Source organism: Haladaptatus sp. DYSN1 (genome assembly GCF_029489995.1).
GTDB lineage: Archaea > Halobacteriota > Halobacteria > Halobacteriales > Halococcaceae > QDMS2.
Map to the genome: position 1 here is coordinate 299,166 of NZ_CP120472.1, position 25,919 is coordinate 325,084.

General features: G+C 60.7%; 17 protein-coding genes. 4 read left to right on the forward strand and 13 right to left on the reverse strand.

Going from position 1 to position 25,919, the window contains the following annotated elements; genetic code table 11:
- Positions 1-60: 60 nt before the first annotated feature.
- Positions 61-1,305 carry an Nramp family divalent metal transporter gene (locus P0648_RS19095; protein WP_276248777.1) on the reverse strand — a complete coding sequence of 415 codons (1,245 nt, stop codon included), beginning with the start codon at positions 1,303-1,305 and terminating at the stop codon, positions 61-63.
- A 94-nt stretch (positions 1,306-1,399) separates the two neighbouring features.
- Between P0648_RS19095 and P0648_RS19100 the strand changes: the two genes are divergently transcribed.
- Positions 1,400-1,600, forward strand: a complete 201-nt coding sequence (locus P0648_RS19100; protein ID WP_276248778.1) for a hypothetical protein — start codon at positions 1,400-1,402, stop codon at positions 1,598-1,600.
- Complete coding sequence (locus P0648_RS19105) at positions 1,597-3,135, forward strand: sulfatase-like hydrolase/transferase (protein ID WP_276248779.1); 1,539 nt, start codon at positions 1,597-1,599, stop codon at positions 3,133-3,135. Before P0648_RS19100 ends, P0648_RS19105 begins: the two co-directional genes overlap by 4 nt.
- 33 nt (positions 3,136-3,168) lie before the next feature.
- On the opposite strand, the gene P0648_RS19110 is transcribed toward P0648_RS19105, so the two are convergent.
- The 4 genes from P0648_RS19110 to P0648_RS19125 all read right to left on the reverse strand — a co-directional run bounded on the left by P0648_RS19110 (position 3,169) and on the right by P0648_RS19125 (position 7,843).
- Positions 3,169-5,064: an ABC transporter ATP-binding protein gene (locus P0648_RS19110; protein ID WP_276248780.1), complete on the reverse strand. Its 1,896-nt coding sequence runs from the start codon at positions 5,062-5,064 to the stop codon at positions 3,169-3,171.
- Positions 5,065-5,252: 188 nt separating this feature from the next.
- Positions 5,253-6,386, reverse strand: a complete 1,134-nt coding sequence (locus P0648_RS19115; RefSeq protein ID WP_276248781.1) for an ABC transporter ATP-binding protein — start codon at positions 6,384-6,386, stop codon at positions 5,253-5,255.
- Positions 6,383-7,516, reverse strand: coding sequence for an ABC transporter ATP-binding protein (locus P0648_RS19120; protein ID WP_276248782.1), 1,134 nt, complete (start codon positions 7,514-7,516; stop codon positions 6,383-6,385). The genes P0648_RS19115 and P0648_RS19120 overlap by 4 nt, the downstream gene beginning before the upstream one ends.
- A 57-nt stretch (positions 7,517-7,573) precedes the next feature.
- On the reverse strand, positions 7,574-7,843 hold the full coding sequence (locus P0648_RS19125) for a hypothetical protein (RefSeq protein WP_276248783.1): 270 nt from the start codon (positions 7,841-7,843) through the stop codon (positions 7,574-7,576).
- Between the two features lie 87 nt (positions 7,844-7,930).
- On the opposite strand from P0648_RS19125, the gene P0648_RS19130 reads away from it, so the two are divergent.
- Both P0648_RS19130 and P0648_RS19135 read left to right on the forward strand, forming a co-directional pair.
- Positions 7,931-8,299: a hypothetical protein gene (locus P0648_RS19130; protein WP_276248784.1), complete on the forward strand. Its 369-nt coding sequence runs from the start codon at positions 7,931-7,933 to the stop codon at positions 8,297-8,299.
- 58 nt (positions 8,300-8,357) lie between these two features.
- The gene (locus P0648_RS19135; RefSeq protein ID WP_276248785.1) at positions 8,358-8,585 is read left to right on the forward strand and encodes a hypothetical protein; all 228 of its coding nucleotides are present in this window, start codon (positions 8,358-8,360) and stop codon (positions 8,583-8,585) included.
- Between the two features lie 43 nt (positions 8,586-8,628).
- Here P0648_RS19135 and P0648_RS19140 read toward each other — a convergent pair whose 3' ends face one another.
- The 8 genes from P0648_RS19140 to P0648_RS19175 all read right to left on the reverse strand — a co-directional run bounded on the left by P0648_RS19140 (position 8,629) and on the right by P0648_RS19175 (position 25,734).
- Positions 8,629-10,794 carry an alpha-L-arabinofuranosidase C-terminal domain-containing protein gene (locus P0648_RS19140; RefSeq protein WP_277506459.1) on the reverse strand — a complete coding sequence of 722 codons (2,166 nt, stop codon included), beginning with the start codon at positions 10,792-10,794 and terminating at the stop codon, positions 8,629-8,631.
- A 306-nt stretch (positions 10,795-11,100) separates the two neighbouring features.
- Positions 11,101-13,029 (reverse strand): ABC transporter substrate-binding protein, encoded by a 1,929-nt coding sequence (locus tag P0648_RS19145; protein WP_276248787.1) that lies wholly within the window; start codon positions 13,027-13,029, stop codon positions 11,101-11,103.
- Between the two features lie 116 nt (positions 13,030-13,145).
- On the reverse strand, positions 13,146-14,165 hold the full coding sequence (locus tag P0648_RS19150) for an ABC transporter permease (protein ID WP_276248788.1): 1,020 nt from the start codon (positions 14,163-14,165) through the stop codon (positions 13,146-13,148).
- Between the two features lie 3 nt (positions 14,166-14,168).
- A complete protein-coding gene (locus tag P0648_RS19155; RefSeq protein ID WP_276248789.1) occupies positions 14,169-15,191 on the reverse strand; it encodes an ABC transporter permease in 1,023 nt (340 codons plus the stop codon).
- Positions 15,192-15,954: 763 nt separating this feature from the next.
- Entirely contained in the window at positions 15,955-16,851 is an 897-nt protein-coding gene (locus P0648_RS19160) for an amidohydrolase family protein (RefSeq protein ID WP_276248790.1), read from the reverse strand.
- Between the two features lie 73 nt (positions 16,852-16,924).
- A complete protein-coding gene (locus P0648_RS19165; protein ID WP_277506072.1) occupies positions 16,925-20,842 on the reverse strand; it encodes a heparinase II/III family protein in 3,918 nt (1,305 codons plus the stop codon).
- Positions 20,843-20,960: 118 nt separating this feature from the next.
- Complete coding sequence (locus P0648_RS19170; RefSeq protein ID WP_277506073.1) at positions 20,961-21,989, reverse strand: M14 family zinc carboxypeptidase; 1,029 nt, start codon at positions 21,987-21,989, stop codon at positions 20,961-20,963.
- 70 nt (positions 21,990-22,059) lie between these two features.
- Positions 22,060-25,734, reverse strand: coding sequence for a hypothetical protein (locus P0648_RS19175; RefSeq protein ID WP_277506074.1), 3,675 nt, complete (start codon positions 25,732-25,734; stop codon positions 22,060-22,062).
- Positions 25,735-25,919 lie beyond the last annotated feature (185 nt).

Here is a 25,919-nt window from a genome sequence, read left to right on the forward strand (position 1 = left end):
ACCTTATATTTATCCAATCAATTCTCGTTGACAACCCCCGTCACCGAGCTATCGCCGTGTTCAGAGTGCGGTGACCACTTCACGCAGGTAGTTCCCCACGATGGCGACGATGACGAGATAGCCGAGCGCGCCGAGAGCGTTGACGACTGTTCCGTTCGTGTGGTCGCCCATGAGGCGCTCGCTGTTGGCGAGCGCGAGGACCAGAAAGCCGAGGATTGGGAACGCGACGATTGCGAGCCCCTGGGCGACGCGGAGGAGTTCGACGGGGGACCCACCGAACAGCACCACGACGGCGAGTCCCACCGCCATCGCCACGCCCGTCCACTGTTTGACCGGGCGGCCGTCCATCGCTGGCGATTTGCCGAGGCCGTCCACGAGGAGCGTCGCCCCGATGAGCGCGTTCACCACGAGCGAGGAGAGACTCGCGAAGAAAAAGCCAATCGTGAACAGGTAGAACGCGCCCGGCCCGGCGAGTGGTTCGAGTTGACTCGCCATCGCCTGTGCCGAGAATACGGCGTCGCCCGTCCCGTGGATGACGCTCGCGCTCGTGAGCAGGACGACCATCGCGATGCCGCCGAGGAGGGCGATGCCAATGACGGTGTCTGCACCCTCGACGCCGAGACGCTCTGGACCCCACTCCTTTTCGCGCATGAGGTGGGTTTGGTAGACCGCCGCCGCGATGGAGAACGTCGTGGCTGCCATCCCGAGTGTCAGGAAGATGCTCGCCCGGTCGGGAAAGCCGGGAACGAGGCCGGCGGCCGCCGCCTGCAAGTCGATGCCCACGAGCGCGAGCGTGCCGACGAACGAGACGAGCATGACGCTGACGACGACCTTGACGAGCAGTTCGAGTTTGTCGTAGAGGTTCGGTAACAGCACGAAGCCGAAGGCGACGGCGGTGAACAGCAACGCCCAGAGGCGGACGTCAAAGCCAAACAGCGCGTTCGCGGCGAAGGCGATTCCCGCCGTGTTTCCGGCCTGAAACGCCAGAATCGTGAGGAAGCCCGCGAGGCCGCCGAGGGTGGCAACTGTGGCTCCGAACCGCTCGCGCGTCGCCTGAAACAGCGTCTTGCCGGTGACCAGCCCGATTCGGGCGGCCATCCAGGTGTACACGATCATGAACGTCGTCGCGACGACGGGCACCCAGAGTAACTGGTAGCCGTAGAGGCTGCCGGCGATGGTACTCAGTGCGATACTCCCGGGCCCGACGACGACGGCGGCGAGGACGAGCGCCGGCCCGAGCTGTTCGAGGCGGGTCGCCAGCCGGGTCCACCGACCGGTCGCCGCCTCTTCGTTCGACCAATCCATAACCAGTCAACGGATTGAAGATACTTCAATCAATCTCCCGGTCGCCCGGACCCTGACGCACAGCTATATGCACCTTGCACTGGTAGCCGTTCACATGCCAGACCTCATCGAGTACTGCATCGACAACGTCCCGCGTGCGGTGCGCGGTTCGTTGCCCACGGTGTGCGAAGCGCGGCCCTGTCTCTGGGAATGTGGACGCTGTTACGAGTCGGCGATGTTGGCGGTCGACGGAACGCTCTATACGGGGGAAACGCACGCCGAAATCCTGCGGTCGGTCGGAGTGACGGAGCCATGAACGTCCTGTTCATCTCCATCGATAGCCTCTCGCGACACTTCCTCACCTGCTATGGAGGCCGGTCGGTCGAATTCGACGTCCAAACGGACAATCTCGACCGATTCGCCGAGCGCGCGGCCGTCTTCGACAGCCACTACGTCGGCAGTCTCGCGTGCATGCCGGCCCGCCGGGAGTGGCTCACAGGGGTCAAAGACTTCCTCTGGCGGCCGTGGGGACCGGTCGAAGCCTACGACGTCACCCTTCCGCGGGCGGCCCGCGAGGCGGACGTGCTGACCCAACTCGTCACCGACCACTACCATTACTTCCAGCACGGGGCCCACGGCTACTACGAGGACTTCCACGGCTTCGAGTTCATCCGCGGCCACGAGGCGGACGCCTGGCGGACGGCCCCTCGAATTCCCGAAGACGAGGCCCTCCTCCGTCAGACCACCGACCCCGACCGCTGGCCGGCCGACGGCCTCGAATACATCAACCGGGCGCAGTACGCCCGCAACGTCTCCCGCTTCGACCAGACCGACGAGGCCGACTTTTTCGCGCCGAAGGTGTTCGACTTCACGGCCCGATGGCTCCGCGAGAACCGCGACTGGGACTCGTGGTTCACCTACGTCGATAGCTTCGACGTTCACGAACCGTTCCACTGCCCCGAACCCTACGCCTCGATGTACACGGAGGAGGACCCACGCGACCCGGAGCTGACCTTCTGGCCCCACTACGGTCGTGTCGACGAAGGACTCGCAGAACTGTCCGGCCGCGAACTCGCGTTCGTCCGCTCGCAGTTCGCCGGCAAGGTGACGATGGTCGACCGCTGGTTCGGACGCGTTCTCGATGCACTCGACGAAATTGAGGCGTGGGACGACACGATGGTCGTCGTGACGGCCGACCACGGCCACTATCTCGGCGAACACGGCTGGATTGGGAAACCGCGCGCGCCGCTTTACGACGTCATCGCGCGGACGCCCCTGCTGGTGTGGTATCCCGACGGTGCGCACAACGGCGAGCGGGTCGATGCGCTCACCACCGCGGTCGACCTCTACGCGACGATTCTCGACGCCCTCGACGCACCGATTCGAGCCCACGCCCACAGTCGAAGTTTTCACCCGTTGCTCACCGGCGCTCGCGATGCCCACCGCGACTGGGCGCTTTACGGCTACTGGGGGTCGAGCGTCAACGTCACCGACGGCCGGTACACCTACTTCCACCCATGCGACGAGTCGGTCGACGCCGTCTGCCACTCGACGTCGATGATGAACCCACGAGGCAACTTCAAACCGCTCGACCCCAAACAGGACGCAGAATCGGGCCAGTTCCTCTCGTTCACCGACTGTCCCGTCTGGCGGTATTCGGGGCCATCCTTTGCCCGACAGGACACGCCCATGCTGTTCGACACGCAGCGTGACCCCGAACAGACCACCGATCTCGTGGGCACGGACAGCGCGACCGAATCACGGATGCGGTCGTTACTGAACGAGGCACTCGCGGAACTGAACGTGCCGGAAAATCAGTATCGCAGACTCGGCCTCGACATTCCCAACTGACCCTTCCCTCTCTGCTGGTGCGTGCTCACGCACTCAGCGAGCGTCTCGCTTCTGGGCGGCCTCCAGAAACGCGTCGGGCAACGACTCGAGCTCGCCCACCTGCACCCGCCAGAGGTTCGCGTAGAGGCCGTCCGCGGCGAGCAGGTGTTCGTGGCTGCCGCGTTCGACGATTTGTCCATCTTCGAGGACGAGGATGCGATCCGCCCGGCGAACCGTCGAGAGGCGATGGGCAATCGAGAACGTCGTTTTGTCTGCGATGAGTTCGGCGAGGCTGTTTTGAATCAGCAGTTCCGTCTCGTTGTCTACGTGGCTCGTCGCCTCGTCGAGGACGATGATTTCGGGGTCTTTCAGGATAACGCGGGCGATGGCGATGCGCTGGCGCTGGCCCCCGGAGAGATTCGCCCCGCGCTGGCCGACTTCCGTTTCGTACCCGTCTTCGAGTTTGCTGATGAATTCATGTGCGTTCGCTCGCTTCGCCGCGGCGACGATTTCCGCGTCTGTGGCGGCCATCCCGTAGGCCAAATTTTCGCGAATCGTCCCCGGAAACAGGAACGGTTCTTGACTGACATAGCCGATGGAGCGACGCAGGCTGGTGAGCGAGACGTCGCGCACGTCGTGGCCGTCCACACGAATTGCCCCCGTGTCCACGTCGTAAAAGCGCAACAGGAGTTTCATCACCGTCGATTTACCCGAACCGGTCGGGCCGACGAGGCCGACCATTTCACCGGGTTTCACGGCGAACGACACGTCCGTCAGTGCCTGCTCGCCGTCGGGGTAGGTGAAGGTCACGTCCTTGTAGGTCACGCCGCCGGAGACGCCCGCCAGCTCCATCGCGTCGGCGCGTTCTTCGATGTGCGAGGGGTAGTCTCGGAGGACGTAGACGCGTTCTGCAGAGGCTTTCACTCGCTCGAAGTTGTTGAGCAACACGCCCGCCTCGGACATGGGCGCCTGAATCTGGCGCGTGTAGTCTAAGAACATGACGATGACGCCGACGGTGACCGCCCCGGAGAACACCAGCGGCGGGCCGATGAGGAGCCACCAGCCACCGACGAGGAGGACGGAGGCGAAGCCAAACCCGTTGATGAAGGTGAGCGTCGGGCCAAAGCGCACTCCCCAGCGCCGCGCGTTCCAGCGGGCGTCGCGGTGATTCGCCGACGATTCTCGAACGCGTTCTGACTCGAACGGTTCGGTCGTGAACGATTTCACCACCTCGATGCCACTCACGTTGTTCTCTAGCCGAGAGGCGAGTTCGCCGAACGTCTCGCGGGCGTCTCGGTACTTCGGGCGCACCTTCTCGATGAACTTGTAACTTACCACGAGGAGGATGGGCGCGGGAAACAGCGCGACGAGCGCGAGTTCCCAGTTGATAGCCGTCATGACGATGGCGATGGCCACCACCTGCACGACGATGTTCATGATGCGCCCGACCCAGCCGTTCAGGAACCCTTCGAGGCGATTCACGTCGCTCGCGAGAATGGCCATGAGTTCGCCGGTCTGTTTGTCGGCGTAGAATTCGAGCCCGAGGTACTGGATGTTGTCATATACGTCCGTCCGAAGCGCGTGCTGGACGTTTTCTGCGAACAGCGCCCAGCCCCAACTGCCCGTCCACGTGAGCATGGCGCGAAGGCCGTACGTTGCGACCAGCAGGCCGAACAACAACACGAGCTGGTCGGCCGTGGTCGTTGGCAGCCACACATCAGGAACGAGCGGGAGGGCGAACGGCGCTTCCTGCGTGAACAGCGAGTCGATGGCCACCTTGAGCAGGTAAGCGGGCACGAGCACCAGCACAGGAGAGACGAGGTTCGAAGCGAGGGCGACGCCCATGGGGACGGGAAATCGCCGCCCGTACTCCCGGAACAACCGAAGCATCGGCCAATCAACCTCTTCGCGCTCCGCGACGAGCAACTCCTCTCTGCTTCTAGCCGCCATCGGGCAACACCGCTCCTCTCTGGCGCGTCACCGCGCCGGTTCGACGGTTACAGTTCGGGGAGGGCAGGTCGGGTCGGCTCGGCTGCTGTATGTGATACATCTCGGATAGGGCACTCCACCCGTGAACCTGTGAACGATTCGATATTAGCTGTATGGAAAGGAGCAATCTTCGAAGGGCCGTGCCAGCCTCAGTCGTCGCCGCCGACGGCCGTCCCGTCCGCGTCGTCGAGTGCCTCGAACTCCGACGCGGACTCGCTGTCGAGTGGCGCGCTTTGCCAGTACTCGTGGTGTTCGTCGAGTCTGAAACACGCCGCCTGCGTCGCTTCGTCGGTCGCGATGAGCGTCGGTGTCTGCCGTTTACAGGCCTCTCTGGCTTCCGGACAGCGGTTGTGGAACCGACAGCCACTCGGCGGATTCTTCGGGTCCGGGATATCGATTTCTCTGACCGGTGGGTTCGTGCGCTGGGCCTTCCGCGCTAGTTCGGGGTCGAGCGGCGGCGTCGCCCACATGAGCACCTTCGTGTAGGGGTGCTGTGGGTTCGCGAGCACCTCGTCTGCCGGGCCAATCTCGACGAGTTTACCGAGATACATGATGCCGATACGCCCGTCTGCTTTCGCCGCCAGATACCGTGCGTTCGAGAGGTCGTGGGCGATGAACAGGAACGACGTTTGCACGATGTCTTGCAGTTCGAGCATGAGGTCCATCATCTCGACGCGAAGACTCACGTCGAGCGCGGAGACGGCCTCGTCTGCGAGGATGAGGTCCGGTTCCATCAGCATGGAACGGATGAGCACGACGCGCTGTTTCTCCCCGCCCGAGAGCTGATGCGGGAAGCGTCCTGCGTAGTCCTCTGCTGGCTTCATGCCCACGCGTTCTAAGAGGCGGTGGATGTGGTACTCGCGTTCGTCCGCGGCCATGTCGGGTTGCCACCGTTTGAGTGGGTCCGACAAACAGGAGAGGACGGTGCGATTCGAGTTCAGCGAACTCCCGGGGTCCTGGTGGATGATTTGCAACGACCGACGAATCTCCTCGTATTCGATGTCTGGGTCGGCTCCGTCTTTGGCCTGCCAGACGTCCTGGCCGCGATATTTGACTGCCCCGCCGGTCGGGCGCTGAAGGCCAATCGCCGTCTTCCCGAGCGTGGTTTTCCCACAGCCGGATTCGCCGACGAGCGCGACCACGTCCTCCTCGTAAATGTCGAGGGAGACGCCGTCGACTGCCTTCACGACTGACTGCTCGTGTTTGAATACCCGGTCCAGAATGCTGTCGGTCTGGAAGTGAACCTCGACGTCGTCGAGGGAGACGAGTGGCTTCCGACTCACGGATTTTGCACCCCCTCTACGTCGGTGAGCAGGCTGTACTCGATGGATTCACGCGACTCCGTCGGATAGAAGCACGCCGCCTCGTGGTCGGCCCCAACGTCGCCGAAGGGTGGGTCGTTCTGGACGCAGTGGTCGTCCGCGAGCGGACACCTGGGATGGTACGAACATCCCGACGGGACGTTCACCGGGTCGGGGGCCTCCCCCTCGATGGGGCGCATCTCGTCGAGCGAGGAGTCAACGCTCGGCACCGATCGGAGCAGTGCCCGGGTGTAGGGATGGGCCGCCTTCTCGACGACGTCTGCGGAAGGTCCGTACTCCACGAAGTCGAAGGCGTACATCACGCCGAGGCGGTCTGCCAGCCCCGCGACAAGCGGCAGGTCGTGGGTGATGAACACGACGGTGAGGTCGTAGTTCTCCTGGAGGTCTGCGAGCAGGGTGAGAATCGACCGCTGCATGAGCAGGTCGAGAGCGGCGGTGGGTTCGTCCATCACCAGCACCTCAGGTTCGAGCAGCAGGCTGAGGGCGATGAGCGCCCGCTGTTTCATCCCACCCGAGAGTTCGTGTGGGTAGGCGTCCATCACGCGCTCCGGGTCGAGATAGAGGTCTGAGAGGAGCTGATAGGCGTGTTCCATCCGCTCTCCGTAGCTCGCCCGATGGGCGTGAATCGTCTCCTCGAAGTGGCCGCGAATCTTCATCGTCGGATTGAACGAACTCATCGCCCCCTGGAACACCATCGAGATTTCGTTCCATCGGAGCTTCTTCAACTCGTCTTTGCGAAGGTTGAGCACGTCCACCGGGTCGCCGTTTCGCGGGTAGTAGGTGATGTCTCCCTCCACCATCCCGGGTGCGACGACGGCGTCTAACAGGGCGGCGGCGAGCATCGACTTCCCCGACCCCGACTCGCCGACGATACCGAGAATCTCCTCCCGATAGATGTCCATGCTCACGCTGTCGAGGACGCGCGATTGCCCACGGTCCATGTCGAACTGCACCGTCACATCGCGCAGTTCGAGGATGGTATCCCCTGACGTGCGACTCGCCGTCCGCGACCGCTGGTTATGCGCCACTCGATTCACCTCGGACGGATTCGACTGTGGCGGCGGGTCGGCACCCATGGCCACTGACAACATCACTCATTGCTTCGGGTGTTGGTTTCTTCGTCTGTGTCAATAATTGTTGTCCCGTCATCAGTAATTTCGCAAGTAGCGCAACACGCCGTACCCGATGCCACCGATGAAGAGCGCGGTGGCTCCCCAGATGGCCAACATTCCCGCGATGATGCCGTCCTCGACCGGGTAGCCGACCATCCACAGCAACTCGAACGTGTAGCCGAGTGCGAGGAGGAACGCCCCGAAGGTCGCGAACGAGAGAAAAAACGAGCGCCTGAGCGCCACCACGACTCGCTCTACCAACCCGGCGCTTTCACTGCGTCCGGCGGGTGTCGTATTCCATGCCATGTCATTACTAACGAGAAACTCCCATCTAAGTGTTGTGCTAGCGCAGGACAGTACGCTTATGGCGTCCGCCCCTCCAGTGTAGCCACGATGGATCGATACGACACGGTACTCGAGGACGGAACGGTGTACGTCGAACGAGACGATGGCAAACTTCGGGTCGGCGACCTCGCTGACATCGAGACGCTGCTCGGCGGCGAGACGTACGCCGTCACCTACGACGAACGAGCGAACGTCGCGTCGTGGCTCGACTTAGACGAGGACAACACGATGCGCTTCGACGTCGCTGAGACGCTCGCCTCGATGGACTACCCCGGCGAATTCGTCGAGGCGCTCGCGGCGAAACCCATGACGACGCCCCCACAGGGCGAGTATCCCGAGCGAACTACGTTCTTCGCCTCGCTTCTGCAGGCCATCTGGGACGGGAAGGGGACGCTTCCCGACGACTTCGAAGCCTAACTCCCGTCTGCGCCAGTCGACAGCACGTTTTACATGCCCAGCCGTGTAGTCGATGAGCATGAACCGAGGCTTCCGCGCGGTGGTGTTCGACAATCTCTGCGCCCACGAATCCGCGCTCTGGGCCGTCTTTGGCCTCTGTGGGGTCATGCTCCCGCTTTTGCTCATCTCGCTCACCGTCGTCGAACCCGATTCTGCAACCTACGTCATCGTGATTCTCGACCTCATCTCCGTCGCCGTCGTCGGCGCGGTCACTGGCGGCTTGTTGCGGCGATGCCAGCCGAAGTGACTGTGACGAACGACCATCGGTCGTCTCCGGCGGACACCGTCTCTCACTCTTTCCCTGTGACGACGACCTGGACGAGCCCATATTCGGGAACCGTGACCACAACCTCATCCCCTCGAACAGGCCGGGTCGTCGTCCGGGGAGCGATCCGAGTGGGATTCTCGAGCGTGTTCTCCGCGTGCATCGTCTCCGCGTCGATTGTCGTTACGGCCGCTGTCCCGTCCTGGACGAGTCCGGCGAGGTCGAGCGTCGTCTCCACGTCGCCGACGCCGCTGCCACGATGGACGAGCATCACGGCCAGTTCGTCCTCGTCGACTGCCGCGAGCGCGTCGAGAACAGGGAGGTCGGAGACGGACTCGATGGCGTCGAAGGGCCGATCGGTAGAGACGGTTTCGCAGGTCACCGTCACACCGAGTGGCTGCTTTTCGAACAGGACGGCTCCCATCGCGTGACCGTAGTGACACGGGTCCGCCCAGACGCGTTCTCTGTGTTTCTGAAGGCCGCCGCCGTGATTGACCGTTGCGGAGTGGGTCACCAGTTCCGCGACGCCTTCGCTGCGTATGCAGTCGTGGATGATGCACGCATCGAAGATTGCCTCCGCGATGGTCTTTTTTCCCGGGAGTTCCGCGGTAGCTGGGTGATGTCGACTTCCCCGCCACGGCGGTGGGAGCACGTGCGTCCCGCGGTCCGACTCGAGGAAGGGGATTAGCTGGAGTTCCGTGATGGCGTAGTGTGGGTCTTCGATTCCGGCTGCGCGCATTTCGGCTACCAGCTCGGCATGTCTCTCGCGCAGTTGTTCAGTGTACCCCATCAGCGCGTGGTAGAAGTCGTTTCTGTCAACGTCGTCCGGCACGGTCGGCCCCGCGAGGATGTGGGTCGCGATCGTTCGGATATCCGTCCCCCCTTCCGCGATCAGGTGCTCGTTCCAGTCGGGGTCTGCGCCGCAGGTGAGCACCGTAACCCCCGGGTCGGCTGCGAGGATTGCCTCCCGAAACCGCTGGTACCTGTCCACGTACCCGTCCGGGGTCGTCCAATGGGGCTGCCATCTGCCGTAGAGTTCGTTTCCGATTTCCCAGTATTTCACGTCGAACGGCTCCTCGTATCCGTGGGCGGCCCGGAGTGCACCCAATGCTGTCTCGTCGGCGTCACTGTTGCAGTAAGTCACCCACGCGGCCGCTTCAACGGCTGTGCCAGTCCCAGCGTTGAGGCAAATGAGCGGTTCACAGCCAACTGCATCGCAAAACGCGACGAACTCGTCGGTGCCGAAGAGGTTCGGCTCGACACCGCCCCATGCGGGGTTGGCGGTCGTCGGCCGTTCGGCCTTCGGACCGATACCGTCCCGCCAATCATAGTCGGAGACGAAATTCCCGCCCGGCCAGCGTAACAACGGGAGTTTCGACTCACGCAAGAACCCGACGACGTCCGGGTCGGCACCACCAACGTGATCGTCTGGATAGAGGAGTGCGCGGTCTATCACGACGTTGCAGTCAGCCGTGGCCGAGATGGTGACTGCGAGGAGGCCGTCCGGTTCGGGCTCTTTAGCTGGCGGCACCCCGAGTCGGCCATCGACGGTCGACCACTCGTCACGAACGGTGACCGCGTCGGATGCGAGCTTAGTCGTCGGCACTCCGTCCTCGTCGACCAGAGAGAGCCCGAGTGTCAGCGTCGCTTTCGTGCCTGTTCTGGCGCGTGCCGTGATCGAGTATTCGTACACGGTGGTACGTTGCAGGGGGAGATACAGCCACTGGAAGATTCCACGTGCCGCCTCCGGTGAAGCGTTTCGAATCTCGACCCGCTGGGCTCGGTTCCCGTGAGGGCCAACGTCAGGGCTGACCACCACCTCGTCCGTGCCCCCAGTTAACCGCATCCACCAGAAAGCAAGTCCGTCGGCGACAGCTGATTCGAGTTCCTCCGCTGCTGGAAAGTCGAGGTGAGCGGCGTGACTTTCGATCATCGCGCGACGGTGTTTCGGGTCAGTCGTGCCGACGTAGCCACCGTCTTCGGTCGCGTTCTTCGTCCGGAATCGCCACCGACCGAACGTCGGGTTGTAGAGAAGCTGTGCCTCCATCCCATGGTCGATGTTCCAGCCGAGGTGCTCGGCGAACTTTCCGTACAGGTTCGGGTCGATAGTCGCCTCGCTTCGGATCTCAGGTTGCAGCTCCACGACGGCGGTTCCCGATGCTCCCTCCTCGTGGCGATAGTACCGAGTCATGGGGAATTTCGTCCCAGCACCGTATTAAATAATGCGACCAGCAGAACGCAGATCGCTACCGTTTGACCCGTCTCTCGGAGTTCTCGGGATTGCGACACTCATTCTCCGGGTTCTGATAGTCCTTGGCAGTAGAACTTGATTGTGCGGTTTGGGCCTCGGCAGGTGAGTGTTCGACCACTTCACCTGGCTGCTCACATACAAAGCCGAAGTCGGTAGCAGCAATCCCGAGCAGGTATTCGAGTGCGACACGTCGTATACCAGAACATCCCAACGTGGGACTCCTCGCCCGTCAAGGCGGGGAGACTGTCATTTGTAGTTGTACTTCGTGAGTCCGTGTTGGACGCAGTAGCCGGGCCCGCCGCCGTTGACGATCTGGAGAACCGTCTCGTCGTCCGGCCAATCGAAGTTCTTCGTGTCTGCCCAACAGCCCTGCTGGGCGTTGTACAGGTCGATGTCCGGAACGTAGAAGTTCCACGCCCAGCTCAGGTCCTGAATAATCTCGTTCGTTCGCTCCTGTGAAATCGGCGTGTGGGCTTCCTCGTAGAGTTCGAAGACGTTGACCCGCTTGGTCTCCCCGGAAAGGTCCTGTGCGCCGATTTCGGTCGGTACCTCGGGCGTGAGCGGTTTGCCGTTGTACGGCGAGAACTCCTCACCCTGGTCGAGCCACTCGCTAAGTTGTTGTTTCGACCCGGCGGCCGCGCCGAACCGACCTTTCGCCAGTCGCCAGCCCCAGAACGACCCCCAGTTGAAGTAGGAGATTGGGTGGTAGGTGCTGCCTGCGTAGTGGCTTTCGGTGCTCAGGTCCCAGTCACCCATCTTGTTCTCGACGATGTCGAGTTTCGTCCCCCGTTCGACGGAGTTGAACTCGACGTTGAACCCGTACTCCTTGAGTTGTGCGGAGGCGACCTGTGCCGGCAGGAACCACGACTTCGCGGTTCCCGCGACGAAGCGAAGCTTTTCGAGTTCGTCCCCGTTCTCGTCCACGACGGTCCCGTTTTCGCGCGAGTAGCCCGACTTCGCGAGGTACTCGTCTGCGAGTTCGTAGTCCGCCTTCGAACCGTAGTCGATGTACTTGTCCATCTGGTTGCCAGCGTACTTCTCGGTGAACCCGTAGTCCATCCCGGAGTGGACCTTGACGGGGTTCCCCGATCCGACGCTCGTCGCGACGGCCTCCGTGTCGATGACGGCGGCCATCGCCCGGCGGACGTTCACGTCCTGGAGGTACTCGCGGTTGCGCCAGTTGATGAGCATCTTGATGAGCCACTTGCCCTGCCAGGTCGTAAGGTTCTGGATGTAGTCGGGCACCTGCCCCTCGAAGCGCTGGTTGAGCGGCCCGTTCTCGAAGTCCACCTGGTCGCTCGTGATGAGTTCGTCCTCGCGGGCCTGATTCGCCGCGTACGGCCGTCGGATGGTTTCGATTTCGATGTCGTCCGCGAGGCGGTGGCCGTCCCACCGCTTGAAGATGACCTCCTGTTCGGTGATGGCGTCCAATTTGTACGGACTCGTGCCAAGCCCTTTCTCCTGGAACTCGCTGTGTGGGATGATGGTCTCGACCAGTTCCTTGCTAATTTGGTCGCGTTCGTCCTGGTCTGCGGCGTCCTTGTAGCGGTCGACCCACGGCCCCCAGATGTCCTCGTTCCAGCCGATGATTGAGCCGTGAATCGCGACGTTCTTGAGCAGGTCGGGATTTTGCGGTTCCTTGTAGTAGAACCGCGCGGTCGATTTGTCCACGACTTCCAGTTGCTCCCACTGGCTCGACTCGGGGGCCTGGTGGTGGACGACGCCCCAGTAGGCCATCATGTCGGAGGCTGTCCACCGGTCACCATTCCAGTTTTTCAGCTCTTCGTCGAGGACGATTGTGAGTGCGTTCTCGTCACCGTCGAAACTCCAATCGTCGAACCCGGAGAGAATCAGTTCGCCCTTCGCGCTTAACAGCCCGCCGTACTCCATCGCGAATCCAGCGAGATTTCCGGACCACGGCGTCGCCCACGGATTCCACTGGATGTCGGCGGGAATCGCGGAGGTACCCATGATTTCGTCGATGACCGGTTCCATCGGTTCGCCATTCGCGTTAGTTGGTGGGTCACCGGTCTGAGTGTTTGTGGTACCCGACCGTCCCGTGTCGTTACAGCCGGCGATTGCCCCGATTCCCGCGACGCCGAGGCCACGGAGCCAGGTGCGTCGAGAAACGTCTCGCTTCCGTCCGCTCGGAGTCGTATTACTAGCACTGTCCATATACACCGCATTGTTCAATGTTAACGTATATATACTCTATTATTTTGACGACATTGGGATGTGAAAATTAATTTCTTTCCGGTGGAGGGTGCGACGGAACGGAAAACCCGAACCGACTAATCGCTGCTGATGTCGGTTCGGTCGTCGCTCGAAACCGTTTTCGCGTGTCGCGCTCGCAGTCGCGGGTTGAACACGCGATCGAGGCCCTGTGAGAACAGGATGAGTCCGAACGAGAACACCGCGAGCGTGACCATCGGCGCGATTAGCCAGTGGCCGAACAGGTCGATGTTCGACATCGCACCGGCCTGGTAGGCGAGGTTCAGCATCACGCCCCAGTTGAACGTCGAGAACGGCAGGAAGCCGAGGAAGTAGAGTGCGACGGACTCGAAGATGACAGTCCGGGCGGCGTTTGCTGCGTTGATGAGGATGTACGGCATCATCTGCGGGACGATGTCACGTCCGAGCACCGTCGGCGAGGAAATCCCCATCGTCCGCGCCGCTTCGATGTAGGACTCCTCGCGGATGGTGAGCACCTGCGACCGGAGCGCCCGGGCGAGGCCCGGCCAGTTGTCGATGGCGAGAATCATCCCCACCACGAAGGGGTCTTTTGGCTGGTAGATGGCCGCGAGTACGATGACTAGCGGGAGTGCGGGAATGGTCATCACCACGTCAGTGAGGGTCATCAGCACCGAATCGACGGTTCCGCCTTTGTACCCCGCAACCGTGCCGATGATGACGGCGAGGCCGGTCGCGACGATTGCCCCGGCGAGCGCCATCTTGAGCATGGCCGGCGTCGCGTGGACCAGTTGTTTGGCCACGCCCTGCCCCAGATTGTCCGTGCCGAGCGGGACGGCCCAATCGACGAACGCGGGAGTTTTCGGCACACCGTCGCTCGTCTTCGGTGCAGGCACGTAGTCGACGCCGATCGTCCCGAGCAGGATGAAAAAGCAGACGATGATGCCGCCAACGGGCATTCGCCAGTCGGTGAGGCCGACGCGAATCGGCGCGAGGACGTACTGGTCTGCGTGCCGGTAGGCGCGCTCTGACCGAGTGCTCGTCTGTCCGGTGAAGTCTCCACCGTGGTCGAAGATGCTCGTTTGCGTTCTGTTGCTTTGTTGCTGTGGGTCTTTGCTCATCGGTCAGTACGTCTCCTTGTCGCCGGTGCTTGCCCGTGGGTCGATGAACCCGTAGGTGAACTCTGCTATCAACACTCCGATGAGCGTGATGACAGTGAAGAAGATGAACACGCCCATCAGCAGTGGGTAGTCGCGGTTTTCGATTGCCCCGAAGGTGTACCAGCCGACACCGGGGTAGTTGAAGATCTGTTCCATGATGATGGAACTGCTGAAGATGCTCGCGATTCCAATCATCAGACTGGTGTACATCGGGAGGATGGCGTTGCGCGTCACGTACCGCGTCGCGATGCGCGTCTCGCTCAGTCCGCGCAACTGGGCGACACGGATGTAATCTTCACCCATCACGCGAAGGCTGTTGCCGCGCATGGCGAGTGCACCGCCGCCAAAGCCGACGACGAACCCGGTGAGGATGGGCAACGCGGCGTGCCTGATGACGCTCACGATGAACGGCACGTTGAATCCCGGTGAGGTGAGTTGCGAGTCGTATCGCCCGCCGGTCGGGAACCAGCCCAGTTCGAAGGCGAGATACGAGAGCATCAAGATTGCCGCGACGTAGTAGGGAACAGAGGTGGAAATCGTGGCCACGATTGACATCGTCTTGTCGAATCGGCCCCCCTCTCTGTAGGCCATCAGCGACCCGAGCAGGATGTTCGTGGTAAAGCCGAGCAGGAGCCCGTAGATGCTCACGAACACGGACCACGGCATCGCGGTGAACAGAATCTGGAACACCGGCTGGTTTTTCCAGATGGACTTCCCGAAGTCCTGATACAGCACGATGTCCCGGATGTAGTTGAAGTATTGTACGTAAAGCGGTTCCGTGGGTTGGATGCCCGTGTATATCTCGACGAGTCGATTGATGCGCTGCATATCGACCTCGCCGCCTGTTGACATGGCCTCCAATACCATCTGCTGGCGCATCGCCTCGACCGGCCCTCCGGGGAGCAGCCGGTACATGAAAAACGAGATGGTGAAGACCGCGAACAGGGTGAACACTGCCTGCCCAATGCGGGTGATGTAGTACCTCATCAGCTATACGCACAATTCACAGAAGGCGATATATGTATTTTGGTGCCACGTGTCATGCGCCGCGTTTTGCCGTCCTGACCGCTCCCCTCGATTCGGGCAACTCACCGCTCTCGTTCCAATAATCGTTTGGAAACGCGAAACGCACACAGCCTCTCGATTCCCCCACACAAACGATGCCATTAATCATTATAAATCGGGCGCGACCTCCATTTATTCGTCTGTGACTATCGCGCTGGTCGCCAGCCGCCTCGAACCCATCCGGGTGAACGATATGCTGTTTTGAATTACTAAACAATATTCGAAACGGTTGTATCTACCCTTCAAACCCTCTTAGACGGGCAAATTGGGAACGTATGTGGGTGTTTACCAGTCAATATCTGCCCCTATGTATGGCTCTTACCTCGACATTAACATTACAAACGTACAGATGTAAAATCTGAGTCTTGACACCCTCGAAAAACCGATAGCAGCAGGTCACCTGCCCTTCGATTTGACGCTCACTCGACGAGGCCGAAGGGCATCGAGCTTCGCGCCCAATTTCGATTCCGTTTAGCTACCCCAAACGAACGCTCCTCACCGTCGTTTGACCGCCGACATTTTCGCAAGCTGTTTTTCGACGCGCCACGGCAGCTGGGAGCAGCTCTGATCCGCTTATCTTCCGCCCCATTCGGAACTCTGCAGCCGTTTCGTACCGTCAAACCGTTGGCTCTCCGGTGGTCGGTGCGTGTGACCGTCGTTCGGAAAAATTCGCGGTCGAATTGCCCTACAGGAGGAGTGATTCGATGTTTCGATGGCAGATGTTCTCCCACTGGTCGGTCGAGAGGTCGAACTCGGCGAAGAAGCCAAACTGCATCACCGGCTGGCCGGGATAGAGGTAATCAGAGCCGAAGATGAGGCTCTCGTGGTGGCGTGAGAGGAACTCCTGACCGTACGCTTCGTCACGGGTGAGCGCGTTGAACCCGGACCCCATCGAGAAATCAGCGTACAGGTTGTCGTACTCGGAGAGCAGTTCGTCACACCGACCCCCGCGCACGACGGGGTCTTTTGGATACCGTCCGAGGTCGCCCGCTTCGACGTCCGCAGAGATGTGGACCCACCAGCCGGGTGCGTGCAGGATGAAATTGGTCTCGGGATACTGCTGGACCATCCGCTCTAAGCCGGGAAGGCCGGGTTCGTCCGTACAGCACTGGTCGTCGATGTGCATCAGGATGGGCAAGTCCTGCTCGCCACAAATTCGATAGAGCGTCTGCATCCGCTCGTCGTCAACCGGGAGACCACACTTGAGTTCCCCGAACCCGCGCGCGCCGAGGTCCACGTACTCCGCGATGGCGTCCTCGAATCGCGACTCGTCGTAGTAGGGGTGCGACCGGGGGTCGATAGAACAGAACGGGATGAATCGGTCTGGGAACCGGGAGGCGGCCGCGAGCACCTCTCGCGTGGTGATGAGGTAGGCAGAGCCCTCGGGCGATTCGAGCGGGAACAGGACCGCCTTGTCGATGCCGTGGGAGTCCATGTACTCGATCATTCGCTCTGGCGTCACCCCGAGGTCGTACTGGCGCACCTGCCCGATGTGGGTATGGGCGTCGATGAGCGTAGAGACTGGCTGTTCGTCCTTGTCGTACACCGCGTTCGCTAGATACTGCTCGCGCTTGCTCGCCATGTCAATTTGTACCTCGCAGGCACGGGTCTTGAAGATTCGTCCGAAAAACGCCGACAGGGTGAATTCGCAGTTCTCAGGCCGACCAGCTGGCGCTGAGTGGAATGACGAACTCACCGCCCGCTTCGAGTATGTACTCGTAGCCAGCGTCGGGATTTTTCGGGTCGATAAACTCCTTTACCGTCGTTCGCTCGCCGATATCGACGGTGGCGCGGTTTGCGTCGCCCGATTCGATGCCACGAATCGCGTATGCACCGTTTCGCATCTCGACTGCGTCCGCGTAAATCCACATGCCGTCGGCCTCAGCGAGGCGACTATTTCCGGACGTGGTCTTGATGTCGATGACGTTCTCCATCGAGAGATCGCGCGTGAAGTCCTCGACTGTGCCTTCGATTCGACCTTGTGACTCGTTAATAAGCTGGTCACCGCCCGCGATGAGGAGTTTCCCGTCGTGGACGTAGGCGTGTTTGTGACTTCCGTCCACGTCGGTCGAGTAGACAGCGAACGCGCCGACGAAGCTAAACACGTCGCCGACGGCGTGTTCCAGTTCGTGGTTCGACGCGCTCACCACGTAGTCGGTCTGACCGGTCGTGAGTTCGACTTTCACCGCCCGTGCGGTCGGGTCGTCGCTCGCAACCGGAACTTCGGTGATGGATTCGACCTGTCGCTCACCGTCGTAGGACTCGAAGACGGAGGTGAACTGCGTCGAGAGGTCATTCCCCATCCGACGGGCGAGCACGTACTTGAACGTCTCCGGATTGCCCCACCGCTGTGGCGGGTCACCGTTGCAGATGGCCACCTCGTCGACGTCGGTCAGCATGGTCATCCGGAGATGGACGTCCGCCGGTTCGTCCAGCACGTCCCAGTAGTCTTCGAGGTCCCAATCGACGGCGAACGACTCGCCCGGCGCGTCGTCGCGCTCGACGTTATAGAGGTAGTTGAAGCCGTTTCCAACCTCGTCGTTGTACGTGGTGTCTTCGCCGTATCCCGGCTTTGGAACGGACGTTCCGGCGTAGGTCCCGCCGTTCTGCGCCACGAGGTCGAGGCCGGCTGTCTCGATGCCCGCCTGCTCCGTGTAGTTCGTCGAGAAGAAGTCGTAGGCCGACCCGTTCGCGACGAAGTCGTCGAAGTAGAGCGCTCCAGTCTGTCCCTTCCCGATGCCGCCGAAGACGCCGACGGCGCCGTCGGTGTCGCTCGGGAGTGTGAAGGCTCCCGCGTCGTGAGTCGTCCCGCTCTCGTCTCCGAGCGACACCTCGACGCTGGTGCCGGTCTTCGACACGTTGAGCGTGTACCACGTCGCTTTCTCCCAATCGGCAATCGATTTGTGGTCGCCCCACGTGTTGTCCTCGGGATAGTAGAGTCCCATTCGCGGGTCGTCGTCTGCCGCCTGATTGCCGACGCCGGCGACGACGTGTTTGCCGTCCCCATCCTGTCCGAGGTATACCGAGTGGTTGTGGTGCCAGTAGTCGTTGTAGCCGGTGACGCTTGTGTTGATTTTCACGGACACGTCCACGTCGCTCGTCCCGGTGTCGACAGAGAGGCCGCGCCAGTCGTGAACGTCCCCCGAGGGGTCGCGGACGCGAGTGGACCACGTCCCCGAGTACGATTTCTCGCGGGAGGCTTCGAGCGACCCGCCACCGTTTCGAACCACGAACTCGGAGACGCCCTCGTTCAGTTCGTAGGTGAATTGGTCGGTGGGAACCGTCCCGCCGTGGAAACTGAAAATGTGGTCGTCGCCGCCATCGACCCGGAAGAAGTCCACGACGTAGGAGTTCTCGTCGTCGATGGTCACCTGCGCCGTCGTCCGCTCGTACTGCTCGCACTGTGGGTAGACGTTCGCGGCGTCGATTTCGAACAACTGGACGCGGTCTGTGTGGTCGAAGTGGCGGGGTGTCGAGACCCACTGTTTGTCCTGGCGTTGTTCGTCCACGAGAACCGTGTTGTGGCTGATGGTGTTCCCTGTCCAGTTCCACCGCTTTGGCCAATTACCCGTCTCCTCTGGATAGCCAAGGTCGGGTGAGAGATTTAGTCCGTGACCGAACAATCCGATGTTGAGCGTGTCTCGGTGTGTGTGACCCGCACCGTAGCCAGAGTCGGGGCCAAAGCCGTTGCGTCCGTAGTACGTCCAGACGGCGCGGCCAACGTCCGGTTCACCGCTCCGAAGCGCGGTGAGTCCCTGTCCGGCTAGTTGTGTACTACCGATGTCGAGCGGTCCCTTCGCCTCCAGAATCGCCTCGATGTCTGCTTTCACCGAATTCGGGTTCTCGTTGTAGATGCCCTGCCGAAGACCGTCCATGGACTCGCGATTCCGGAGGTAAATCCAGCGAGCGAGGTCGTCGCCACCGTAGACGTCGTAGGCACGCACGAGGTTGTCAACGCCGATCATGTTCTCGAAGCCGGGTTCGCCGGCCCCGGCGTTGTCCCCGTACTTCGGGACGAACTTGTTGAGGAACGTGACCTGGTGTTGGGTCTGGAACGACTGCTTGAAGATAGGGTTCTGATACAGGTCTGCCCCCTCGTAGGCGTCGTAGCCGTTCAGCGCATCCGCGGTCCCCTGCAGCGCGCTCGCGACGAGACTGTTGTAGTGGATGCTCCCCTCGTAGGGATGGCCGTCGCGGTCGAACTTCGTCAGAATCGAGGAGAGCACGTCACCGCCGGAGATGTACCAGTTGCCCCACGGCGTTCCGTCGTCCTCGTATTCGAGGCCGCCGGCCTGGAACAGGAAGTCGAGGGCGTCTGCGGTGTACCCGTTTGGCATATCCTGGATAATCGCAGAGAGCGCGAGCGTTGTCTGGTGACTCCCGAAGTTCCCGCGAATCTGCGCGTTCTTCATCGCGGGGAGAATCTGCTGGAGCAATCCTTCTTCGATGTTCCGCCGCACGTCGGCAAGCGAGTCTTTCGGCCCCAGCCCGGGATACTGCGCAGCCTTTCCTGAGAGGAACTCGACGAGCTCCGCGTCCCCGTCCTGACCGGGGAACACGGCATCGTAGGCTTTCAGGACGGCTTTCACCCAGAACGACTCCCAGATGGACCCGACCTGCTTCCCGCGGCCCGTCCCGCCGTGTGAGCTAATCGGCAACCCGTTCAGATACGAATAGCCACCGGATTCGAACTGTACGGTGTCGAGGAGGTTGAACTCGGGGTACACGTCCCCAACCCGGTCGAGGACGACCGTCGCGGCCCGCGCGTATCGCTGCTCTTCGGTGAACAGATACGCCTGGTACAGCGCGTTCAGCATCGAGCGATAGCCGTAGATGGTGTTCCAGTGGTGCGCCCACGCGACCGGAACCCAACGAACCCCGGCCGTGCCTAGGTCGCCATCCTCGTCCACCCAGCCCGTTCCATCGTCGACGCCCCAGCCCTCGCCCATCTCGGGGTGTTCTTCGTTCACGAGCAGCGAGTCGTCGGCGAGCGTCGGGTCGAACTTCCCTTCGTCGTCCATTCCGCTCTCGCGGTAGGCCTCGAAATCGTTGGTCGGCAGGGTGTACTCGCCGTTCGTAATCTTCCACTGCTCTCCGGGCTTCGTCGCGTAGCTGACATCGGGAAGTGGTTCTTTCGGCCCCCACTCGCTCTCCCACGGGTAGTACCCAGCGTTCCCATTCGCCAGAAACGCGGCCCGTGGGATGTCCTGAGAGCCAACGTACCGCCAGAGGTCGTCCAGCGTGAATGTAGAGAGTACGGTGTCCGCCTGCGAGACGGCGTCGTCGCGCTCTGCTTTCGCCCACTCGTAGTTCTCTACGTTCTCTCTCGCCGCCTGTCTGTCTGCTTCTGTAAAGTACGTCACTCTCGTCTTCCCCGCGGTGTTCGTGGTCGGTGTTGCGCCGCTCGCCCCACCTGCGAAGAGCGAACCCAGCGCGGCGACGCCGGACGCCTTCAGGAATCGTCGTCGGTCGGTGTCCGGTAACAATCTGTCCGGGTCGAGTAACCCGTCGCCCGTGGCCGCGTCAGCCCAGTCGATAGTTTTACCTTGCGGTGTGTCATCATGGCTCGACATCGTTTCAGCCAACACCAACGTATCGTTTAAGTATATGTCATGCTGCAACAATCACCGGGAATTTTGAACGTATGGGTTGGTTGAATTATCGCCCAGACTCCGAGACACAGGTGTAAGTTCAGGCGACCGGCGGGATTTCGTCGGTACGTGTTGGGTCTATCTCGTACAATTCACCACTGGCGGTCGCGCCGACGAGGGAAAGCAACGTGGTCAGCGTCGTCAATGCCTGTCTCCGATACTGTGCATGGGATGGTGTCATCACAGTCTCGTACAGAATGCTTCCTCGATTCTGGAGGCTGTATGCCTTGTGCGCGACGCCAGGGTAGGAGGCAGTGGCCGGATACCGGCTGACGACAGGTGAGTGATACTGGTTCAGTTGGTCGAAGATTCGAACACACAGTTGCTTCGATAGTGTGAGTCCTTCTGTAGGTAGCTGTTGAGACCCGAGAATCGGCCAGACTATCGAGTGCGTGATGTCTTCCCCGCTTGGCGTTTTCTTTCCTTCCCCTTGGTTGTGGACGTCGACGAACCAGGTGGGGTCGAGTGCTGCGACGAGTTCTGTCAATGCGTGCGATTCGGGAACTGGGTTTGCTGGATACGTTTCTGGGTGATGCTCGTAGAGCCGACTCTGCGTCCAATCGGGGAAGTGATACCGGTTCAGGTCCCAGCCGGACTCTGAGACGAAAAATCCCTCGCCAGTTGCTCCGGCATTCGAACTGGGAACGTCCGGGTCGACGTTCGTCCGTGCATTCGACTCCGCTCCATCCGGATTCATTCTCGGCACGACGTGGACTGTCACCGACTCGAGGTAGGAATCACAGGCACCGGTCGCGAGGTGGTGAATCAAGGCGACTAGTGACGTACAGCCCGTGGGTTCGTTTCCATGTTGCTGGCCAGCAAAGAGAACGTCAGTCTCTCCGTTACCAATCGAGACGAGCCATATCTCTCGCCCTCCGTTGGAGGTCCCAATCGATTTGAGTGAAATCGCCGGGTTCGAAGCCGCATAATGGCGAAGTTGGTGGGTCAACTGGTCGAACGAGCGAGTCGCGAGGAGTTCCGGTTCTGGGTCGCTTCCGAGGACGCTGTCGCCGAATATCCCCTCGAACGGCCGCCGGGACTGTAGCTCCTGTAATGTCGGTGGTCCCATACCCTCTCGACGGTTGATGACTACTTAAATTTCAGCACGCAAACTGGTAAATTCGAACTCCAGTTGACACTCATGATTTGCGTTTCCACTGCCACGAAAGTGGTATTGTCACCTCCGCCCCTTCTTCGACGGCGTACTGGTAGTCCGTAGCTTCAGCGCTTTCCGTCGTCCCATCCACGAACGTTTGCTCTCCGACATCGAGCGCGACGCGACTGCCACCTAACTCAGTCGCATCGCGGATTTCGTACGCCTCTTCGCTTCCGTCGGATTGGGTGACGTACACCCAGTTTCCTGTAAGCTCACTCGCGGATATATCTCCATCTAGCTTCACTACCAGCTTATTCTGAAAGGCAAGATCGGTGGTGAATCCTTCGACTCGCCCCCGACGCTGTCCGTATGGTCGCTGAACGAGCGGGCCATCCGTTTCAGATGATTGCATCGCGAGATGAGTCCCGTCCACGACGGTAGCGCCCTGGGCCTCGCCGTCTTTCACCGAGAGGTGTGCGAAAAACGCTTTCACGCGGATTCGGCCATCGACGACGTACATCGAATCCGGGTCACCAGTAAACACGACGTAGTCGGCCCGACCGCTTTTCAATACCACCTTCATTGCCCTGGCGTGTGATTGCGTTTTCTCTTCTGTCGCTCCGTCCTCGGCCAACTCGACTGGAACCGCGGAGATATCTGTAATATATCGTGACTCCCGGTACGGCTCTACGATCGACGTGAACACACTTTCGAGGTCTGTTCCTGTGCGTTTTGCGAGGCCGTAGCGCAGCGTCGGTGGATTCCCAGGGAGCAGCGGTGTCGGCCCGTCCGCGAGTGCAACTTCAGCAACCTTCCCGAGCAACGTTGTCCGCAGGTGAATGTCGGTCTCCTCCGTCTCTGCGGTCACTCCCCAGGTGTCCCTCGCGTGCCAATCGAAGCTCAGCTGTTCGGGTGGGTTCGCGGTTCGCTCGACGTTCGAGAGATAGTTGAAACCGTCACCTGCCTGTTCGTCGTAGGCAGTCGTTTCTCCCCGGCCAGGTGCGTCGATTGCAGGTCCGGCGTACGTCCCACTCTGCTGTGCAGACAGCGTCACGCCGTTCGCTTCGACCTCACCTGCTGGGCCATGGAAGCTCCAGACGTGTTCGTCGCCACCACTCACGTGGAAGAAATCGACCGCGTACGAGTTCGACTCGTCAACGTTTACCATCGCCGTCACCCGTCTGTAGGAATTTACACCTGGATAGACAGTTGGTGCCGAGACATCGATCAGACTCACTCTCTTAGTCTCGACGAAGTGCCGTGGAAAGCCGGTCGCGCCGTCTTCCTGTGGTTCTCCGTCGACGACGACGGTATTATTACTCGCCGTGTTTTCGGTCCAGTGGATACGCTGTGGCCACTGCGGTCGCTCGTCGGGCGACGAGGGCTCGGGCCACCGTTCTGTCCGCTCGGGATAACCCAGGTCGGGAGCCAGGTCCAGTCCGTACGCGTGCACACCCACCGACAGCATGTCTCGGTGCGTTCGATGGATTCCGCTCCCCCCATCGGTGGTCCGTCCGTACGTGAGCGAGAACGACCGTTGTGTGTTCCCTCGCTCTTCTTTGAGTTCACGCTCCCGCACCGCTGCTTCGTTCAGGAATCGACACGTGATTACCCCCATTTTGTAATTTGACGAGGCGTCGTTCTTTCCCATGTTCTGGAAGGTGAGTTCGTGTGTTCCCTCGGAAAGTTCGACGCCACTTTCGAGAACTCGAAACGGTTTCACGCCCGTCTCGGGAGTGTAGAAATCGTACTCGGTGAGTACCTCCCTATCGATGCTGACCTCGTACCGTCCGTAACTCGTCGCTTCGAACGGCTTCAAGCTGACCTCGTAAGTGTCGGTTGCGGGGACAGAGAATTCGAACGTAATTCGGTGACCTGCTTCGTTAGCTTCCAGTTGGAGTGTCCCACTCCCGCTGTATATTTTGTATCCAACCGTTTTCTCGACGACCGGCATCTCGGGGAACTGGTCGACGACGCGGAGGCCACCTTGAATGTAGTGTTCCCCATCACGGAGGGCGGCGAACCCGAATGACGGGACATTCGTACTCGACAATTCGAGCGGGCCGCTGGCCGCGATGTGAGCCTGAATTGATTCGCCGACGCGAGCTGGGTCCACACTGAAAATGTCGCCATGCATCCCGTCGAAGGCGTACCCGTTCGCGAGGAACGCAGCCTTGGCGAACACCGGGTCCTCGTACGCTTCGAACGCAGCGACAGACGAATCGGTTCGCAACCCAAGTTTCGGCTTTCCGGGTCGCCCGTCATTACCGCTGTTTGGGATGTACTGTTCTCGCAATACCAGCGGAATCTGATTTTCGAGGAGCCGTTTCATCTTCACGTTCTCTGTAAGTTTTGGGCCGTCGTAGCCAGGATAGTCTTCGAGGATGCGGGTCAGTTGCTGAAGTGCGTGTGCTAACGCTTGATTGTACTGGGGGGTTCCGTCGGCGTGCCCATCTCTGTCGATTGTTTCCAAAAGCAACTCCATGAGATTGCCCCCGGAAATACGCCACTGGCCCCAGTAGGACCCGTCCGGTTCGTGTGATATTTCACCGGTAGAAAACAGGAAGTTGAGTGCTGTTGTCGTGTACCCTCCCGGGCTGTCAGCGACGACAGCAGACAGCGCGAGGGCTGTAAGGTGGCTGGCCGGCCTGCCGTATATCTGGTGTCGTTCGACAGCGGGCAATACCTCTTCTACGATGTTCGTCTCAATATTGGCTCGAACCTTCTCCAGCGAATCTTTCTCCCCCAGTTGGTACTCACTCGCTTTGCGCGCGAGGAACTCGACGAGTCTGTCATCTGCTGGTTGTGACGGATAGAACGCGTCGTACGCGGTGAGTAGCGTCTTGACAGCGACTGCTTCCGAGCGACAGCCGAATATCTTTCCTTGCCCTGTCCAGCCGTGATTCGCCACGAAACCGTCGTCGTACCCGTACACGGAAACGTCCATGTCCGGGTATACGTCCGCAATACGGTCTAAGAGAATCGCCCCTGCGTGGGCATACTTTTGTTCGCCGGTAAAGACGTACGCATCGCGGAATGCGACGAGCATGTCAAAAATCGTCTGCCAGCGATACACGCGGTTGTAGAACGCCACGAAATGATAGCGCGTTCCTGCTTTCCCCAGCTCACCCGCCTCGTCAACCCAGCCCGTGCCGTCGTCGACACCCCAGTCTTCGCCTTTCTCTGGATATCGTTTGTTTTTGAGCAGTGACTCGTCCGCGAGAGTAGCGTCGAAATTACCGAACTCGTCTACGCCACTGTCGTAGTATGTTTGAAAATCGTTCGTCGGAAAGGTCCGTCCCGTCGCGGGTTCGATGAGTTCCCAGGCCGATTTCCCCGGAAAAAAGAGGTCTTCTCGTTGGACCTCGCTCGTCGAATCGACGAGTTCCCACGGCGACCGAATCGTCGACGTTCCCCAGAGCGCGTCGGTTACTCGTTCAGAAATGTGGGCATCGTTTAGCGGGGTGTCCGGCGGTGGCGGCGTCACGTGGGTGCTCCGTGGAACATCCTGTGTCGTCACGAGTGACCAGAGAGCTTCGTCAGTGTTGAACACGGCCAAATAATCCTCGGCATCTTCGACGGCGCTGTCGCGTCTCGAACGGGCCCACGAAAACTGCGCGACGTTGTTCCGAGCCGCTTTTACACGGTCATCTGAATACAGGGTGCTCTGGGCTTTGCCTTCTCGCTGACTGAGTGCGGCCCGACTGGTTCCTGTCACCTCTCCGCCAAACGAGACTAATGATAGGAGGCCGAGAAAATTGGCTGTTTTGAGAAAATCTCGGCGATTCTGCATCGGTCGCCGTCGTGATCTCCCGCGAGTCGAATCTGTCACTGACCGCTTTTGGGAATCTTCTGAGTCAGACATTAACAAACACATGCACTGTCTGATATTTAGTCGTTTCT

Excerpts from the sequence above, each read along its gene's own strand:
- P0648_RS19095 (WP_276248777.1), bottom strand. The coding sequence starts at position 1,305 with ATGGATTGGTCGAACGAAGAGGCGGCGACCGGTCGGTGGACCCGGCTG.
- P0648_RS19100 (WP_276248778.1), top strand. The coding sequence starts at position 1,400 with ATGCCAGACCTCATCGAGTACTGCATCGACAACGTCCCGCGTGCGGTG.
- P0648_RS19105 (WP_276248779.1), top strand. The coding sequence starts at position 1,597 with ATGAACGTCCTGTTCATCTCCATCGATAGCCTCTCGCGACACTTCCTC.
- P0648_RS19110 (WP_276248780.1), bottom strand. The coding sequence starts at position 5,064 with ATGGCGGCTAGAAGCAGAGAGGAGTTGCTCGTCGCGGAGCGCGAAGAG.
- P0648_RS19120 (WP_276248782.1), bottom strand. The coding sequence starts at position 7,516 with ATGTTGTCAGTGGCCATGGGTGCCGACCCGCCGCCACAGTCGAATCCG.
- P0648_RS19125 (WP_276248783.1), bottom strand. The coding sequence starts at position 7,843 with ATGGCATGGAATACGACACCCGCCGGACGCAGTGAAAGCGCCGGGTTG.
- P0648_RS19130 (WP_276248784.1), top strand. The coding sequence starts at position 7,931 with ATGGATCGATACGACACGGTACTCGAGGACGGAACGGTGTACGTCGAA.
- P0648_RS19135 (WP_276248785.1), top strand. The coding sequence starts at position 8,358 with ATGAACCGAGGCTTCCGCGCGGTGGTGTTCGACAATCTCTGCGCCCAC.
- P0648_RS19140 (WP_277506459.1), bottom strand. The coding sequence starts at position 10,794 with ATGACTCGGTACTATCGCCACGAGGAGGGAGCATCGGGAACCGCCGTC.
- P0648_RS19145 (WP_276248787.1), bottom strand. The coding sequence starts at position 13,029 with ATGGACAGTGCTAGTAATACGACTCCGAGCGGACGGAAGCGAGACGTT.
- P0648_RS19150 (WP_276248788.1), bottom strand. The coding sequence starts at position 14,165 with ATGAGCAAAGACCCACAGCAACAAAGCAACAGAACGCAAACGAGCATC.
- P0648_RS19155 (WP_276248789.1), bottom strand. The coding sequence starts at position 15,191 with ATGAGGTACTACATCACCCGCATTGGGCAGGCAGTGTTCACCCTGTTC.
- P0648_RS19160 (WP_276248790.1), bottom strand. The coding sequence starts at position 16,851 with ATGGCGAGCAAGCGCGAGCAGTATCTAGCGAACGCGGTGTACGACAAG.
- P0648_RS19165 (WP_277506072.1), bottom strand. The coding sequence starts at position 20,842 with ATGTCGAGCCATGATGACACACCGCAAGGTAAAACTATCGACTGGGCT.
- P0648_RS19170 (WP_277506073.1), bottom strand. The coding sequence starts at position 21,989 with ATGGGACCACCGACATTACAGGAGCTACAGTCCCGGCGGCCGTTCGAG.